Raw genomic sequence first — 17,179 nt, 5'->3', positions numbered from 1 at the left:
TTCTTTCGCGATATGCAAATACAAATAGTAATAAAGAGGAGAGCAACAGGGGGAGGTATTTTAAATCCAAGAAGTTCACCTCATTTTTTATAAATTAGTTCGGTTTACTACTAAACAACCAATCATCAACTTGATTGTTTAATATTGTTTTGAGATCAAGTTTGCTATAAACATTTTTTTGAGTGAAATGTTATTAACTGTTTGCATAGTACTTGCGGAAACATTGTTTGCAAATGGAATAGAAGCAAATACTAGAATAAAAGAAGTTAGTGCAAATAAAAATTTAAACATTTTCTTCCCAAAAACATCCCTTATTTTTACTTTTTTTACTCATATAATTTATACAACAATAAACTATTTTGATTTGCATGTAAATATATTTTAAACTATTTTTGCTATAAGATTAATATAATTGAATTTTATACCATATGTATTTCGAAAATTAGTTAGAAGAAAACAATTATTTAAAAACCTTGAGTGCTTGTATTAGGAATCTTTCTGGAAAAAATGAGAAAACTTGAAACTTATTTTGGGGGTATTACGTAATAAAGTTATATACTAAAGCTCGATTAGCTTAGGTGTCTATAGCTGCTAAACGGAGGAAGCACTTTAGCGACTTTTTGCACTATAAACGAGATAAGGAGAATTGAGCATAATTAGTATTGCAAAATTTATTCAGAGGAAGGAAGAGGTACTGTTGAAATTTATAAAGTGGATCGCTATTATACTTGGTATTTTCACGATGGTAGGATTTTTTTTAGTTTATCTATTCGGTCCAACAGTTGGCGCACAATTTGGCAAACCAATTTATCTATTCGCTCCAAGCGCCGAAAGATATGGAAAAATAGCAATCGATATAATTGAATTAAATGGTTATTATGCAAATGGTGAGCAGTGGGAAAAAACAAAAGAAGAACTTAAAAATGAGTTGAAAAATGCTTCTGATTACGAAGATACATATCCTGTTATCAAAAAAGCGTTACAAGCAGGAGGGGGAAAACATTCATTTTTAATAACGGAAGAAAAACGTCAAGCTCTTTCTGCAGAAGATGAGATGCCTGCCATTACACGTGAAGGTGACATACTTACTATAAAATTACCGGGGCATGCAGATGCTGCTGCAAACGGAAAACAATATGCTGACACTGTTCTACAAGAGATTAAAAACAACATGAACATAAAAGGAGCCATTATTGATCTTCGCGGAAATACTGGTGGGGATATGGGACCAATGATTACCGCGGTTTCTCCATTTTTAAAAGATGGGGATCTTGTTTACTTTGATTTTATAGATAGTGAATGGCCTGTAAAATTAGAAGATGGAAAATCTATCGGAGGTGGCACACAGATTACACCAGACACTCCAGCCTTTAAACTTGACGTTCCAGTAGCAGTGTTAATCGATAATAAAACAGCAAGTTCAGGGGAAGCCGTATTAATGGCATTTATGGGGCTATCAAATACAAAAACATTTGGTCAACCTACTGCAGGGTATGCATCTGCAAATATGACATTTTCTTTGTACGATGGTACATTAATTAACATTACAGCAGCTTATAATAAAACATTAGATGGAGAATTATTTTATGATAATCCAGTTCCTCCAGATGTTGAAACAGATTCTCCACTAGAGGAAGCAATGAAGTGGTTAAGCGAATAAAAAAGCTTTTTAACTTATTTGACTGAGAAACTAGGTAAATTACGAATCGTTTAAAGACAACTTTATTTCAGATAACATCAGTTTACAACAACGAAAAGAAAGCCAATCTTCTTTAATTTGAAAAGAAGTGGCTTTTTTTATTGTATCACAACCGCATGCGAGCCAAGTGCTTCATAGCTCGAAAAGAAAGTATTGATATCGATTGTTTCATCACCATATAACGGGTTCATAATCGTAACTGAATTTTTGTTAGATGCTGTTAAAACAACCGCATGTAAATTGCTATAAATTGGGTGTTTTTCACCTGTTTCCTCGACAATCCAGAAGCTATTTGTGCGTGGCGTTTGCCAATCAATTGTGACCCATGCTAAAACAGGAAAACCTTTTTTTACGAGCTCAAGGATGTCTTTTTTCGAGGCACCTGTAATATTGCTAGCACGTAAATTAGAGGAGTTTTCTGTTAAAACGGTATTCGCCGCCTCCATAATAGGGTTGGCAAATACATAAAATCCATCTGTTAAACTAGCAGGATTGCCAGCGTATGCAAGCTCTGGATTAGGCCCATATCTTACACCATTGCGAATTTCTGTATCTTGCCGTGGCAAATAGTCGCGCTTCATTGTCATTTTATCAGTTGCTATCCCAAAATAATTGAGCATGGCCGTTAAAGAAGTAATTTCACAGCCATTTGGTAGCTCAGGATTTTGTAGCACGATTGGAACAGCTAAACCTGTTTCAGATTTAGGGTAGAGCGTTTCAATAAATATATTTGGCTTACTTTTATCAAAGGTAAAAGCAACTCGTGATTGTTCTTGACCATCAGGCTGATAAACGATTGCTTCATATTTTTCATACTCTAGTAATTTATCAAATGTGGCAACACCTTCAACAGATGTTGTAGCACGTGCAATTTCTTCGCCAGTAGATGCAAGCTCGATTGCAATTAGCACATTTGGAACGGCTACGCGGCTATAATATTCCACTGAATAAATAGTTAGCTCATCTGAAAAATTAGCTGTCTCATGGTTTTGTACTGTTACAGGTAACAGCACGCCGTTTTGACAGCTAGCAAGGATGACTACAGTGAAAAGTAACATCATTAAAAATAATTGTTTTGAATGTTTCAATTCGTAGTCATCCTTTCTAAAAAATTATTGCTTCACGAAATATTCGTTATGCCAAACAAGGAACATATAAATAGACCAAATTTTACGTTGGCTATTTGTTGTGCCTGCTGCATGTGAATCAAGTAACGCTAAAATTTTGTCGCGGTTGAAAAATTGCGCTGCTTCTTCACTGCTAAACAGTGCTCGAACTTGTGCTACATATTTTTCATCGCGCAACCAGTGACGAATCGGTACAGGGAAGCCGATTTTTTTACGGTTCGCCCATGCTTCAGGCAATGCCTCGCGTGCTGCTTGACGGAATGCATATTTTGTATTTTCTTCATTAACGCGGTAGCGAGTTGGCACAGATGCCGCAACATCCATCATTTCGCGGTCAAGAAGCGGTACACGAAGCTCAATTGAATGGGCCATCGACATTTTATCTGCTTTTAATAAAATATCATCCACTAGCCATAAATTTAAATCTAAAAGCTGCTTCTTCGTTACATCGTCGTGACCTTGGAATTTTTTATAGTAAGGACCTACGATATCTGCAACAGAAGGCGCGTTATTAAAGTCTGCTGTTAAAAGAGCAGCTGATTCATGCTCTTCGAAAATGCGCGCTTGTCCGATGAATGTTTGTTCAACAGGTAGCTGTGCACGTCTCGCTAAACCACCAATTTTACTATTTGGCATAATAGCACCAGCTATATTTGCTAAAGCGCGAATTGGAGATGGCAGGCTTTTAAATTTCTTCATATTTGGTGTATCTGTATATTCATCATAGCCACCGAATAATTCATCAGCACCTTCACCAGAAAGTACAACAGTTACATGCTCACGCGCTAAACGTGCCAAATAATAAAGGGGCACAATCGACGGATTTGAATGTGGCTCATCCATCATATATTGAATTTTTCCTAAATCAGCAAAGCACTCATCTGGATTTAAAGTTTCGTTCACATTTTCAATGCCAAGCTCCTTCGACAGTTCCACAGCATTGTCGATTTCAGAGAAGTTTTCAGCACTAAAGCCGACAGTAAATGTTTTATCTGGACGAAGCACACTTGCTACATAGCTAGAGTCAACACCACTTGATAAAAATGATCCAACCTTCACATCTGCGATTGTATGCGCCTCAACAGATTCACGCACTGCATCATCGATATCCTCAATAATTTTTTCAAGTGGACGCTCTTCTGGTGCATATGTTGGCTCCCAGTAACGCTCAATTGTTAACTGTCCATCCTCATAAGTCATATGATGCGCTGCAGGTAATTTAAAAATCCCCTTGAAAAATGTTTCATTTAACACGGGATATTGGAATGTTAAATATGGCTTTAAGGCATCTTTGTTTAGCTCTTTGATAAAATGCGGATGCGGTAAAAAGCTTTTAATTTCTGAGCCAAATAATAATGTCCCGTTCATTTGCCCATAATAAAATGGTTTAATACCAAAATGGTCACGTGCCGCAAATAGTTTTTGCTTTTTGCGATCCCAAATAACGAAGGCAAACATACCGCGCAGCTTTTGCACAAGCTTTGGACCGTATTCTTCATAGCCATGTAATAAAATTTCGCTATCTGTTTGTGTTGTAAAAATATGACCTTTTTCGATTAAATCTTCACGAATCATTTGGTAGTTATAAATCTCACCATTGAAAATTAATGCAAGCGAGTCATCCTCATTAAATAAAGGCTGCGAGCCATGCTCTAAGTCGATAATACTTAAACGACGAAAGCCAAGGTTTGCGATTCCTTCATTAAATTGGCCACCGCTATCAGGACCGCGGTGAATAATTTGATTCATCATATTTTCTAAAACGGAGGAGGCGTTTTCAACCTCACCGATAAATCCAGTAAATCCACACATAATTAATAATCTCCCTTAATAATTAATCTTTTTCAATAAAGCTCAGTTTCGTCAGCATTGACAGTGACGTGCGAAGCGCCACTAATTGAAGTTTCACTTTATATATTGCAAGCAATGTTTGTACATATTTATTTTACTTAATATAAAATTATCTATCCTTTAAGCAGTCAATTTCACGCAAAATCTTTAAATATTTATAAAATGAGGTTCCACGCTATTTTTACAATTTTATAGTTTAATAAATATATTTCTATCTATCATAATTTATAAAAAGCTTACTTTATGTATTATGCCTAAAAACTATGCCATTGGTCAACTGCTTGATGCGTAAGGGGAGGGGCTGTTTTATTAAGTATTAGCCCTACTTTCATTTAGAGTAAGTTTGAAAACGTTTACAAAAACATCTTCAGTTTCTTTTACTACATGACCGTATACTGTGTGAATTATTTCAGGCGTATTACTTGTTGTTTTGTGTTGTAGTATTGTTGAAGGCTTCGAGGGGGTTTCAAGCCAATTATTTAATAATTAGGACACACTACGTAGCGGAGCAGCCTTCTCTTCAAATAGGGCTTTCACACTGCTTTTCTCGATACATCATATTATTTATGTAGAGAGCCCACAGCTTTTTTGCGTTAAAGTAAGGATAAATTTGAAGATATAAAAAACTCATCCTAATCATTCTTTTTCAAGCTTGGTATTATGTATAGCAATTTAGTTTTAAAGAAGTTAGGCAATAATTATTTCAGATAAACAATATTATCAATATACAGTTGCTCATTTTAATCGTTATAATATATAAAAAGAATTGAATAGGGAGTGTTGTCATGTTTAAAATGATTGATAAGAAAAAAGCCCAATTAGATGACAAGCTCCCTTTACCAAAATATACAGCTCAAAGCTTAAGAGAAAAGCTATTTTTAGAATGGACGTATAACTCAAATGCAATTGAAGGTAATACTTTAACAATTAACGAAACAAAAGTGGTATTAGAGGGTATTACAGTTGGCGGTAAAACAATGCGAGAGCACTTAGAGGTCATTAACCACCGAGATGCAATATCATATGTTGAAGACGTTGTTCATAAAGAAGAGCCTTTTTCAGAATGGCAAATTAAAAACTTACATCGTCTTGTTTTGAAAGGTATTGATGATGGATACGCAGGTGTATATCGCGATCAGCAAGTATTTATTTCAGGAGCTGTTCACACGCCGCCACCGCCATTTAAAATTCAAGAACAAATGGATGCTTTAATGAGATGGTATGATGATGAAGCACAAAGTTTACATCCGATTGTACGCGGTGCAATGCTGCATGCGATTTTTGTCGGCATTCATCCATTTATCGATGGAAACGGTCGTACTTCTAGACTGTTATTAAATTTAGAACTTATGAAAGTGGGGTATCCACCTATTATCATTCGGGTAGAAAATCGATTAGCTTACTACAATGCACTTGATAAGGCTCACACAACAGAAGATTATCATGATTTTGTAGAGCTTGTTTCGAAAGAAGTAGAAACTTCTTTGGATTTATATTTAAGTGCTATTTAAAACCGCACTTAGATATATTACAGTGAACCTTAACATAAGTAAACTTGATTAATGAAAAGAACCACCTGAAACGTTGGAATAATGAGTTTCAGGTGGTTTTAAAATTGGCAAGTAATTATCAGGGTTTTCAATCTTATCGAAATCTATATTACTCATTTGAATAACTATTGTAACCTGAAACTCTAGAGGATATCTATTAGATAATATCATGGACAAGAATGGGACAACAATAAAATCCATGTATTTTATTCAATGTAGGTGACTATTAGGATAAATTAAAAGATTTTTATGGTGATAGTTCTAAATGGAAGTAATTTTTTTAAATGTTAAAATATATTTAATAAATGAGTTGTTAAATTTTATTAATAGAAAGAAGGAGGCGTTTCGTAATGTATAAAAATATAATTTCAACAATTGGTCGGGGAAATAGGCTGAGCCGTTATAAAGACAATGAGGAAAGAATCTTTAGTAGAGAAGAAGTCGTTGAAAGTTGGAAATTATCGTATCAAGAGAGAGTATCTAGAAATAAAGAAGAGATTGGTTTACGTTTGCCTCAATTTGGAGCACTATCTGCAATTCGTGCACATTGGGCGACATCAAACTCTCCTGCAACAATTGTTTTACCAACTGGAACAGGAAAGTCTGAAACAATGTATGCCACGATTATTTCTGAAAGGATATCTTCAACACTAATCATTGTACCATCTAATCTATTGAGGGAACAAATCTTCGAAGGAGCGAGTCATTTTGGGATACTTCCAAAATTGGGGATGGTTTCTGATGAAGTTATTTTTCCTACTACTTTTCTTTATAAATCAAAGGTAGAAGATGAGAATGAAATAGCTATGGTTGGAGCACTTGAGGAGGCAAATATAATTGTTTCTACCCCTGGTATGATTAAAAATATGCCTTCATCTATTTGGGGTAAACTGTTTGAAAAAGTAGAAGTTGTAATTTTTGATGAAGCACATCATCTTGCAGCACCTGAGTGGGCAACGGTAAAGGAAAAGTTTGCAGGGAAAAAGATTCTACAATTTACTGCAACACCGTTTAGAAACGACGGTAAAAAGGTTGATGGTAAAATAATTTTTAATTATAGTTTGGGGTTAGCACAAAAAGCTGGATATTTCAAACCAATTGATTTTTATCCAATTCAAGAATTTGATGAACGAAAATCTGATGAAGAAATCGCGAAAATAGCAATACAGTATTTGGAGGAAGATTTGAAACAAGGATACGAACATGTACTTCTAGCGAGAGCAAAGAGCCGTAAACGTGCGGACGAGTTATATGAAAAAATATATTCCAAGTATAAAGAGTATAATCCGGTTGTAATTCATACTGGCATCCCAGTTGCGCAAAGAAATAAATACTTGAGGCAAGTTAAAGAAGGTAATGCAAAAATTGTGGTATGCGTAGATATGTTTGGTGAAGGCATTGATATTCCAACACTGAAAATTGCAGCAATTCATGATAAATACAAATCACTTCCAATTACACTTCAATTCATTGGAAGATTCGCTAGAACAAGTGGTAATAATTTGGGGAATGCAAAGCTCATTACAAATGTGGCAATGGAAGATTTGAAAGAATCGATTGAAGAATTATATCGTCAAGATTCAGATTGGAATCAACTTCTAAATATACATTCACATCAAGCTATTGACAAAGAAGTTGAACTAGGTGAATTCATTGGTAAGTTTGAAAAAGGCCATGTGAAGGATATAGATTTATCGCAATTAAAGATGAAAATAAGTACACGAATGTTTCGATACTCTTCAAAAAAAGTTATTATCGATGGATGGAGACAGGTTTTGGATTCAGATAGAACGACGCCATTAATAAATCAAGAAGATGGCATTTACATTTTCATCGAGGAAATTGAAACAAAAGTAGTCTGGTCAGATCAAAAAGATATTGTGCAATATGATTATGATTTCTTTGTACTGTTTTTTGATAAAGATAATGGCATCATTCATATAAATGAAACTGATGCCGGAAAAGGAAATCGACTTGTGGAAAGTTTATTCCCATCAGCATGGGCAATAAAAGGTGATTCAATATATCGAAGTTTAGATGGAATTAATCGATTAATGATTGGAACTTTAGGATTGAAGCAGCAGCCTAGCGGGAGGATTAGCTTTAGAATGTTTGCGGGGGCTGATATTAAATCTGGAATCAGTGAGGCAATTGCTTCTGGTTCAACCAAATCTAATTTATTTGGTTATGGATATCAAGATGGATCACGTATTAGTATTGGTTGTTCATATAAAGGGAAAGTGTGGATGCGCTGGGTAGAACGGATAAACTTTTGGACAGCTTGGTGTCAGCAAATAGGGAAAAAGGTATTAGATAATACTATCAATACAAATCATATCTTAAATAATTCCCTCACTTTAGAAGTAATTAATAAATTTCCAGAAGGTGTACCTTATAAAATGTTGTTGCCGGAAATTATCGAAATTTCTAATTCTTCTTCAAAGCAGTTGTATATCTCTAAAGAAGAAAAAGCATTTCCATTCTTTCAAGCAAATATAAAGAATCCTAGCATAATTAATGGGAATCTTCACTTTGAATTTTGGATAAACGAAAGAAAATGTATCTTTGAGCAGATTATTAGTGAAACCTCATATAGTTTCAAACAAATTGAGGGTGAAGAACTAACAGTAAAGTACAGTAATAAAACAGTTAAAATGACTGATTATCTGTACGAATATTCACCAGAAATATCGTTTATACAAAGTGATGGGACTGTTATTGTGGTCCAAGAAAATCTAAAAACAGTTATCAAACCAAAAAGTGGTATTGAATTATCGCAGGATTCTTTTTTCGCTATCGATTGGAATGGATTGGGAGTAAATATTAGATCTGAGTCCCAAGGAAGAGAAAGAAAGGCTGATTCAATTCAATACGCTACGATACATAATATTGTAGATCAGACAGCGGACATTATCTTTGATGATGATGGATCAGGTGAAATTGCAGATATTGTTTCAATCAAAATTGATATGGAACAGCAAAAAGTCTTATTTCACTTGTATCATTGTAAATACTCCCACGGAGAACATCCTGGTGCTCGGGTTTTAGACCTGTATGAAGTATGTGGCCAAGCTGAAAAATCAATTATGTGGAATGATAATGTTTTAGAAATTATTCAAAGAATGATTGAACGAGAAAAAATAAGACAGAAAGATTATGATGAAACACGGTTTGAAAAAGGAGATGTACAAATCCTGCATATGTTAAAAAAGATTGTGAAATCTGGTTTTGAAACAGAATTTGAAATATCAATTATTCAGCCTGGAGTCTCGATAGCAAAGATTACAAGTTCAATGAAACAAATAATTTTAGCCACGGATACTTATTTAAAAGATACTTATGGGTTACGTTTAACTTGTTATTTTAGTAATTAGAGAGGTTGTTATTTTTTATTGCTGTACTCTGAAATATAAAAAATGTCCCTTTTTGGTACACACAACAAATAGCTGTTTACCTGAAGGAATTTTTATATAAGCGGCTATTTTGCATATGTTACTGTATCTTTTTCGACCAGATATTTATTCGTTTAAAATTTCTGGCTGCTGATGGAGCGATAAATTTGGTAACTTTGTCATGAACATCATGAGGTATTGATAAAAGTCGACACCATTCACTTTTGCTGTTTCATAATATTTCGGAGTTTATCCAATAAACAATTTAATTCTAGCAATAAGTGAAAATATTATTGTCGATTGTATTAAAAGTGGTGGTAATTTGAAAAAACACTAAAGAGTCCTGCTTTATATGTAGCAAGACTCTAAACTTTTTAAAAATATATTTATAAAAAAGAGGATTTATAGAATATTTGTCTAATTTATGGAATTAAACAAATATTGAGGAGTGTTATTATGTTAAAAAGAAGATTAGTTTTATTAAGTCTACTTGGATTACTGAACTTTAGTTTATTCTTTGGAAATGAAGTGAGTGCAACTGCTATCTCTAACGCTGAAGATTCAGAAGAAGTTACTTTATTAGCTACTTGCCAAAATGTAAGTATGTCTATCTATTATCAAAATAACAGTACAAATGTAATAACACTTAAGGTAACAGGAAATCCTGGAAATAATATATTGGTAGGTATTTTTAAATATGCAAGTGGTGGAGGGGTATCCTTTAACTATACCACTATTCCAACAAGTGGAGTTGCTTACGTCACATTCGAGATTAGTGTAGATGGGGCATATGAAGCAACGGTAGAACAAATGAGCCCATGTGCAAGTCAAGCTGGTCCACTTTTCTTCGTAATCTAATTGATTATTGTGCTTTGTAATTAGTTATATTAATTTGAAACATGTTAGAATCAAAGTTATTTTGTTTTAAAATATTACTGACAATTTGTTGGATTTCTTTTCTTGAGTTTTCGTCGATTGTGTCGGCTAGTTTTACTATGATTTCAGTGTTTTCTGGCAAAATTGCGTAATCTAAACTAAATGCTTCAAAGTTTTTCTCCATCATATCTAAAAGGATATAACCCATCAAATCATAATAACTTAGTCTATTTTCATTTTTTACAGTTGGCTTATTCATATTTGATATATTAATTTGAAATATGGCAGGATTAAAATTTTGTTTCTCTATAACGCTTTTAACTATTTGTTGGATGTTTTTTGAGGCTACTCTTTCATTGTTTTCCTTTAACTTAATGAGGATTTCAATTTTTTCATCACTTAACAGCGCATAGTCTACAATTGAAGGGTAGCCTTGATCGCGTAAATCTTTATTGATGTAGAAAATTAGGCTTTTATATTTTTCAATGTAGGGTAATAATTCATTGTAAGTGTATGGAGTTGTTTCAGGTTCTTTAGCAAAGTTAAGAAATGGATTGGCTAACAAAACAAAAAAGATACCTATTATCCCTAACAGAAGTATCAATTTCTTCTTTGACAAAACAAACACCTCCTTGAAAGTATATTGAACTATATGGTATGTTTTGTTATAAAAGAAGAGAAATTAGACCCATTTTCATCCATATAGTTGTAAAATAAGCTGCTCATTTTGAGTAGCTTTATTTACATTCTACGATATGTAAATGATGTTAATTCCTTTTTTATGTGTTTCTTATTTTGCAAAACACGTTGCTAAGAGAGGAAAGCCATATAAAATCAGCATTTGCGAAGGTAACGTGAATGATTTGTGAACAAAATGCATACTATTTTTGCAAAAATCTGTGGTAAATTATTATGCCTAAAAACTATGCTGTTGGTCAACTTCTTGATGCACAAGGGGGAAGACTGTTTTTCTAAGATGAACTGCCCCGTAAAAGTTACATTGATGTTTAACTTTTATGGGTCAGTTCACATCAGGTACCTCTTTTTCCGAATAATATATGATAAGTTGTCCATCTTGAACTTTTGAAGCTTGATATAAAGTATTCACCATGAAGTAAGCTTAATATTTTGCCGTGCTATTGGGTGTTTAATTTATATCAGTTCATGGACTCTACTAAAATCGACTTACACTCGTTGAATACCGCAAACCTTTGAAAACAATTGTTTAAGGCTTTTCGCAATTGTGTAGTTTGCTTCACACCGTTTTCGTACCAGACATTTTTAACAATAAGCGTTCTAGTTTTTCGCTCTGCAATTATCTCAGCTCGTCCAATAAAGCGCTCTCCGTATAATAAGGGCAGCACATAATGACCGAATTTTCGTTTACTTGCAGGTGTGTAAATTTCCCAGGTGTAATCAAAGTCAAACAATTCGTTTATAAGTTTCCTATCCCACATAAAATTATCTAGTGGGGCAATAAGCTCACAACGCAATTTCGGCTCCTGATGTTGCAGAACGGCTTCAATAAGCGGTAAATCCTCAATAAGACAGTACAGTGTATCCTTCATTTGCTCCACAGCAATAGCAACAATGCGAGCCTCGTGTAAGAGCTGGCGGAAAACTTCGTTGCGCTGTGCTGCTTTCAAACCCCATATGTTCAGCCATGCATCTGACGCACGATTCCATAAGAGACCAACAGCGCCAATTCGACGTAGTACTCGCCACTTATGGTGCTCAAGCTCATCCTCCAATGGCTCTGGCGCATTTAGCAGATTTGGCTGTATAAACTTCTCGGCGATATCGTAATATTTACGCGTTCCTTTTTTATGATGGATAATCAGCTCGCCCGTCGAATACATCTGCTCAAGCACCGATCGAGATGAATTGTTTCCACCGCTCCAATGGATGGCTGATTGCCAAGAGAAATCCCCATCCAATTTTAAATCATTCGAACTTAACGCACCGTGATTTTCGATATGAGCCCGCACTTGCACTGCCAATGCTTCCATTTCGGGATAGCGTCTAGCATTTTGTCGGGCAGCTTGCCTGTAACGCTCAAAATACGGCCAGTCCTCGACAGGGATAATGGCTAGGTTTTTGTCGGGATAATCGACAAGGCTTCGATCCTTATACAGCAAATCGGCGAGCATTTCCTTGATAAATCCCTTGATTCGCGATTGCAGCACCAATTCGGCGTTTTTTCCACAAATATCAATGGGGTCATATTGAATACAGCTAACCTGTCGAGCAAAGTCCAGTACGCCCTGCTTCCCAATAAATTTATGTTCACCCAAAAGCCCATGCTTTAACAACAGAAATTGCCGTGCCTGACGGTTTGTTAATTGAATCATATTTGGACCTACCTCTTGTTTAGATTTTTTATTACAGTAGGGGAAAGTGTTTTGTGATAATTTATCGGCTTATAACACTTGCAATATCCCTTTTGCTGCGACTGCCCATTCCTTAAAAAATCATCTACTTGTCTTTTATCATACAAAATATTTGCTCAAAAGAAAAGGAAAAATACAAACGTTTGTTCTTGGTAGGTGTGTACAAAAAACATCTATATCCACTAAACAGTTCAAGTCTTAGTGATAGCAGCAAAAACAACGAGTTATAGGAGTGTACTGGTAGTATTTAAAATAACTAAAAAAGAATCCGCCAAATCTGGCGAATCCTTTTAAACAAGGCCTAAAATCTTTTTAAAGAAACGTTCTATTTTATTGTAGTTATCAAATATTTGAATAATATCTTCTGTTTGCTTTTGATATTTGGCATTATTCTCTTGCAATTCTTGATAAGCGATTTGAATTTGCTCAAACATTTCAGAATCAATACAATTATTTTCCCAGTCATCCTGAAAGCTTTTAAAATCTTTCTTTGAGTAAATCGTTCGAGTAAAAGCTTTATTATTAATAACATTTATTTCAGAAAAGATATACTCGCCATTTTCTATTTTCAACTCATACATTCTTTGATTGCTTTTACCACCACTGTATATAGCGAGGCTAAGGAGAATCAAACTTGCTGAGACTGAAATTTGAATAATATGAATGATAGCAAAGAAAAGGCCAAACTTTCTATCAAATGAAACATTAAATAATTGAATTGCATATGTTTCAAAGAAGCGAAGAAGCGTGTCTTTAATTGATAGAGAAGTATATGGTAATGATAAAGGATCTAAAAAAATAAGATACAATATTTTTAAACCAAATGAGAGTACTGTTATTTCCAAAAGGCTTTTAAGTATCAGCTTAATGCGGTCGCTACCAGTAAGATTTGATTTTTTCGGTGCTTGTGATAGTACATCACTTGTAAAAGCCATTATTATTTCATAGCTACGGGACAGCAATCTAGTTAATAAAATAACAATAAAAAACACAATAATTTTAAGTGTTGCTTCATCAATAGTTTCATTGCTAGAAGGACTGTAAAGTTGATATAACACGATAGCTATCATAATAAACGTACAAAATGACGAAATCGTTAAATTAATAACATTTCTATCTTTTATAATGTCACCTTTTTGAGTCATTTGATTAAATTTAGAATGGAAAATATCCTTATTTTTAATTGTGTCGACCAATTTTGATACATCTTCTTTATTTTCATTTTCTATGATTTTAGGAAATGATAAATAGGAACTAAATTCATATAGGAATTCTTTATGTTTTTTTGCTTGAATAAACTCAATTTTAATTAGAAATATAACCATATAGAAAGTGAGCATTAAAAGCGATATAAATGGATATAAATTCAAAAAAAGTGGTAACCAGAGTTTACTGTGATTTTTAAAATCAATAACTTGGGCACTTATCGTGTATATTAGCATGATGGTTATGACTAGATTTTTCCATAGCCATTTCTGAAAGAACCAATTAAAATAAGGACTCTTTTTTCTAAGAATGAAACTTAATAACCAAGAAATAATTATAGAAATGATAATAATTGCAATCATTGCATTATGAGTAGATAAAAGTAATAAAAATGGTATGCTGATAAATATGACAATAGGAAGAGATTGTTTAAAATCTGCTATAAATTTCAAAAAATATGAATTGATTTTCAGGTAGAGATTACTAATAAATAGAATAGGGTGCTTCGATATTAAGGTGGAAATGGTAAATATCAACACAACATAAATATTTACTATAGATAGATAATTAACTAACAAAGCGAAATAATTAATCATAAAATGTAAATTTTGCGAATTAAGGAAGTTATTGATTTTCTTATCTAAAATAGGGTATATTGTTTGGTCTTTAATTGCTTTAAAAAAATTGAGCATGATTGGTGGATTAATTTCTGGCCTGAATGCTATGTATATTAAGAAGAAAAATATTAGAATAGGTATGAACACTAGTTTCCAATAATCCCAGCGATTTTTAAGGTAGTGCATGTAATATTCACCGTCCGTTTTAATACATTGTTTAATTCCGCTATTTAAAGAATCAATAACAAAGGGAGGGCTCACCATTTTTGGTGAGTCCTATTTGGATTATAACATTTATGTTAAAGAAGATAATATCTGTTTTAACGGCAATAAAATACATTCAACGAAAAAATTCATCCGCTGCACGAATAAACAAAGATGAATCGTATTATGAAGTGAAGGAGGTTAGATAAAAAACATGAAAAAGTTTGCGGGTTTAGACGTTCAAGAGATTGTTCAAACATATAGCGACACCTTAATACGAATTGCAGTGCAGCAGACAAAAAGTATGTCTGAGGCAGAGGATATTGTGCAAGAGGTTTATATGACACTAATGAGACAGAAAAAAGTCTTTGATAATGAAGCGTATTTAAAGGCTTGGCTTATAAAAGTGACATTTAATAAATGCAAGGATTACTTTAAGTCCTCCCGTGTTAAGAAAACAATACCAATAACAGAAGAAATGACGTTTATTGCCAAAGAGGAACAAGAGGTTCTCGCTGAAATTTTTGAACTTAATGAAAATGAGAGAGTCATTGTTTATTTGCATTATTATGAGGGCTACACGACTGCTGAAATTGCTAATCTGTTAGGAATAAATGCAAATACAGTAGGCTCAAAGCTGAGAAGGGCGCGAATGAAGTTAAAAGTGATTTTAGATGAAGGGGGTAAGGTATGATGAATGCTTATAAGAAGGCAATGAAGCAGATTCATGCTTCTGAAGAATTTAAAAGTAAAATGCAAAAAGAAATGCTGGGATATGAACAAAAAGAAAAGAGGGGCTTTATGAAAAATATAAGGTATCTAATTGGAGGTTTAGTAGCCTGTGCAGTAATTGCAGTAGTTGCTTTAATAACTATAAACAATGATGCAACATTAGATTTGACGGACAGAATTGTGGTGGATCACTCAGCTCCAGCTTCAAGTGCAGTTGTCAATATAGAAGGGGTCATAACGGAAGTCGGAGAAGATGGACTGAGCTTTACATTGGATAATGGAATGCAAGTAGTTGTAACAGACGATACAAAATTGGGTATAAATGGACCGACAGCAGCACCTAAGGAGGAGCAGTTATTTGAGCCTACATTTAGAGTAGGCAATTTAATAGCTGGCTTTACAGAAAATACGTCCTCAGACCCTATTAGCGCAGCGGCTATTTATACAAACTGGAATTTTGATAACCCTATGCGATGAGATCGAGTGAAACTTCAATCAGTGGGGAGTATCATCCCCTACTGATTGTTTTCTTTCACCATGAAAAACGATTGGTATGACTATTTCTTTCGTGAAAAATTATACGATAAAGTAATCAAGGAAATAATTACCGAAACAAAAGTTAGGGCGATTATTAATGATTCGTATACCGTCATAATCAACATCTCCGTTCTTTTTACATAGAAATGTAAAGTAATGATTAAATTGATGAAAAACAATACTGTCTGTAACTTTTAGTCTTTGAGTTGCGTCATTAAGTTGTAATTTTTACAACATGATCATAGAAAAGGAACGTTTGTTTGTATTTATTATGCGTACAAACGTTCTTTTTTATTGATGGTAATTAACGGTAAATACTCGGAGTTAGTTTATATAATCTTAAATGAAGTTTCATTTTATCAAATAAAAAAGCATATAATTCTTTGAAATAATAGTAACTTGATGAAGTTCATATGAGGAAATTTAGGCTGTACAGAAAACTGTTGAGACTTTTTGCTTGTTAAGTGACTAGATTTTTTTTATTATTGCTGTATAATTAGACGCAACATGAATATTGCCTTCGGGGTCGGGTGCAAGTCCCAATCGGCGGTAAAGCCCGCGAGCTTTTTTAAGCAGGATTCGGTGAAATTCCGAAGCCGACAGTAACAGTCTGGATGAGAGAAGGTAGGCAAAAACTGGCGATAATGCTGGTTTATTTGAAGATGCCTTTTTTCAGACCCCACAAAAAATGTGAGGTCTTTTTTAATTGAATAATATTCCTTCGGGGTCGGGTGTAAGTCCCAATCGGCGGTAAAGCCCGCGAGCTTTTTTAAGCAGGATTCGGTGAAATTCCGAAGCCGACAGTAACAGTCTGGATGAGAGAAGGTAGGCAAAAAAGCGACATAAAAGTGGCTTTATTTGAAGATGCCTTTTTTCAGACCCCACAAAAAACGTGAGGTCTTTTTTTAATTGAATAATATTCCTTCGGGGTCGGGTGTAAGTCCCAATCGGCGGTAAAGCCCGCGAGCTTTTTAAAAGCAGGATTCTGTGAAATTCCG

The 17,179-nt window shown here is 34.1% G+C and carries 11 protein-coding genes and 2 riboswitches; of the genes, 6 read left to right on the top strand and 5 right to left on the bottom strand.

Going from position 1 to position 17,179, the window contains the following annotated elements; translation table 11 throughout:
- Positions 1-697 precede the first annotated feature (697 nt).
- Positions 698-1,660 carry a S41 family peptidase gene (locus TY13_RS05925; RefSeq protein WP_042473067.1) on the top strand — a complete coding sequence of 321 codons (963 nt, stop codon included), beginning with the start codon at positions 698-700 and terminating at the stop codon, positions 1,658-1,660.
- A 137-nt stretch (positions 1,661-1,797) separates the two neighbouring features.
- Here the strand turns inward: TY13_RS05925 and TY13_RS05920 are convergent, their stop codons facing one another.
- Together TY13_RS05920 and asnB are read right to left on the bottom strand one after the other, a co-directional pair.
- Positions 1,798-2,787 (bottom strand): C39 family peptidase, encoded by a 990-nt coding sequence (locus TY13_RS05920; RefSeq protein ID WP_052344241.1) that lies wholly within the window; start codon positions 2,785-2,787, stop codon positions 1,798-1,800.
- A gap of 24 nt (positions 2,788-2,811) precedes the next feature.
- Positions 2,812-4,638, bottom strand: a complete 1,827-nt coding sequence (asnB, locus tag TY13_RS05915; RefSeq protein ID WP_042473064.1) for an asparagine synthase (glutamine-hydrolyzing) — start codon at positions 4,636-4,638, stop codon at positions 2,812-2,814.
- Between the two features lie 824 nt (positions 4,639-5,462).
- Between asnB and TY13_RS05910 the strand changes: the two genes are divergently transcribed.
- The 3 genes from TY13_RS05910 to TY13_RS05900 all read left to right on the top strand — a co-directional run bounded on the left by TY13_RS05910 (position 5,463) and on the right by TY13_RS05900 (position 10,477).
- The gene (locus TY13_RS05910) at positions 5,463-6,188 is read left to right on the top strand and encodes a Fic family protein (protein WP_042473061.1); all 726 of its coding nucleotides are present in this window, start codon (positions 5,463-5,465) and stop codon (positions 6,186-6,188) included.
- A 389-nt stretch (positions 6,189-6,577) separates the two neighbouring features.
- The gene (locus TY13_RS05905) at positions 6,578-9,601 is read left to right on the top strand and encodes a DEAD/DEAH box helicase (RefSeq protein WP_042473058.1); all 3,024 of its coding nucleotides are present in this window, start codon (positions 6,578-6,580) and stop codon (positions 9,599-9,601) included.
- A gap of 474 nt (positions 9,602-10,075) precedes the next feature.
- Positions 10,076-10,477, top strand: coding sequence for a hypothetical protein (locus TY13_RS05900; protein WP_042473054.1), 402 nt, complete (start codon positions 10,076-10,078; stop codon positions 10,475-10,477).
- Between the two features lie 4 nt (positions 10,478-10,481).
- Here TY13_RS05900 and TY13_RS05895 read toward each other — a convergent pair whose 3' ends face one another.
- The 3 genes from TY13_RS05895 to TY13_RS05885 all read right to left on the bottom strand — a co-directional run bounded on the left by TY13_RS05895 (position 10,482) and on the right by TY13_RS05885 (position 14,894).
- Positions 10,482-11,114, bottom strand: a complete 633-nt coding sequence (locus TY13_RS05895) for a hypothetical protein (RefSeq protein WP_042473050.1) — start codon at positions 11,112-11,114, stop codon at positions 10,482-10,484.
- Between the two features lie 538 nt (positions 11,115-11,652).
- Positions 11,653-12,846, bottom strand: a complete 1,194-nt coding sequence (locus TY13_RS05890) for a winged helix-turn-helix domain-containing protein (protein ID WP_042473047.1) — start codon at positions 12,844-12,846, stop codon at positions 11,653-11,655.
- Positions 12,847-13,175: 329 nt separating this feature from the next.
- Positions 13,176-14,894, bottom strand: coding sequence for a hypothetical protein (locus TY13_RS05885; protein ID WP_195891667.1), 1,719 nt, complete (start codon positions 14,892-14,894; stop codon positions 13,176-13,178).
- 232 nt (positions 14,895-15,126) lie between these two features.
- On the opposite strand from TY13_RS05885, the gene TY13_RS05880 reads away from it, so the two are divergent.
- The gene (locus TY13_RS05880; protein WP_042473041.1) at positions 15,127-15,606 is read left to right on the top strand and encodes an RNA polymerase sigma factor; all 480 of its coding nucleotides are present in this window, start codon (positions 15,127-15,129) and stop codon (positions 15,604-15,606) included.
- Positions 15,603-16,121 carry a hypothetical protein gene (locus TY13_RS05875; RefSeq protein ID WP_042473038.1) on the top strand — a complete coding sequence of 173 codons (519 nt, stop codon included), beginning with the start codon at positions 15,603-15,605 and terminating at the stop codon, positions 16,119-16,121. Before TY13_RS05880 ends, TY13_RS05875 begins: the two co-directional genes overlap by 4 nt.
- 572 nt (positions 16,122-16,693) lie before the next feature.
- Positions 16,694-16,811, top strand: a riboswitch (FMN riboswitch).
- 83 nt (positions 16,812-16,894) lie between these two features.
- Positions 16,895-17,012: riboswitch (FMN riboswitch) on the top strand.
- Positions 17,013-17,179: the final 167 nt, after the last annotated feature.

Origin of the sequence: Bacillus ndiopicus (assembly GCF_000612805.1) — a bacterium.
Lineage (GTDB): Bacteria > Bacillota > Bacilli > Bacillales_A > Planococcaceae > Metasolibacillus > Metasolibacillus ndiopicus.
The sequence above is the reverse complement of the archived record's forward strand: the minus strand, read 5'-3'. Positions and strand labels throughout refer to the sequence as shown.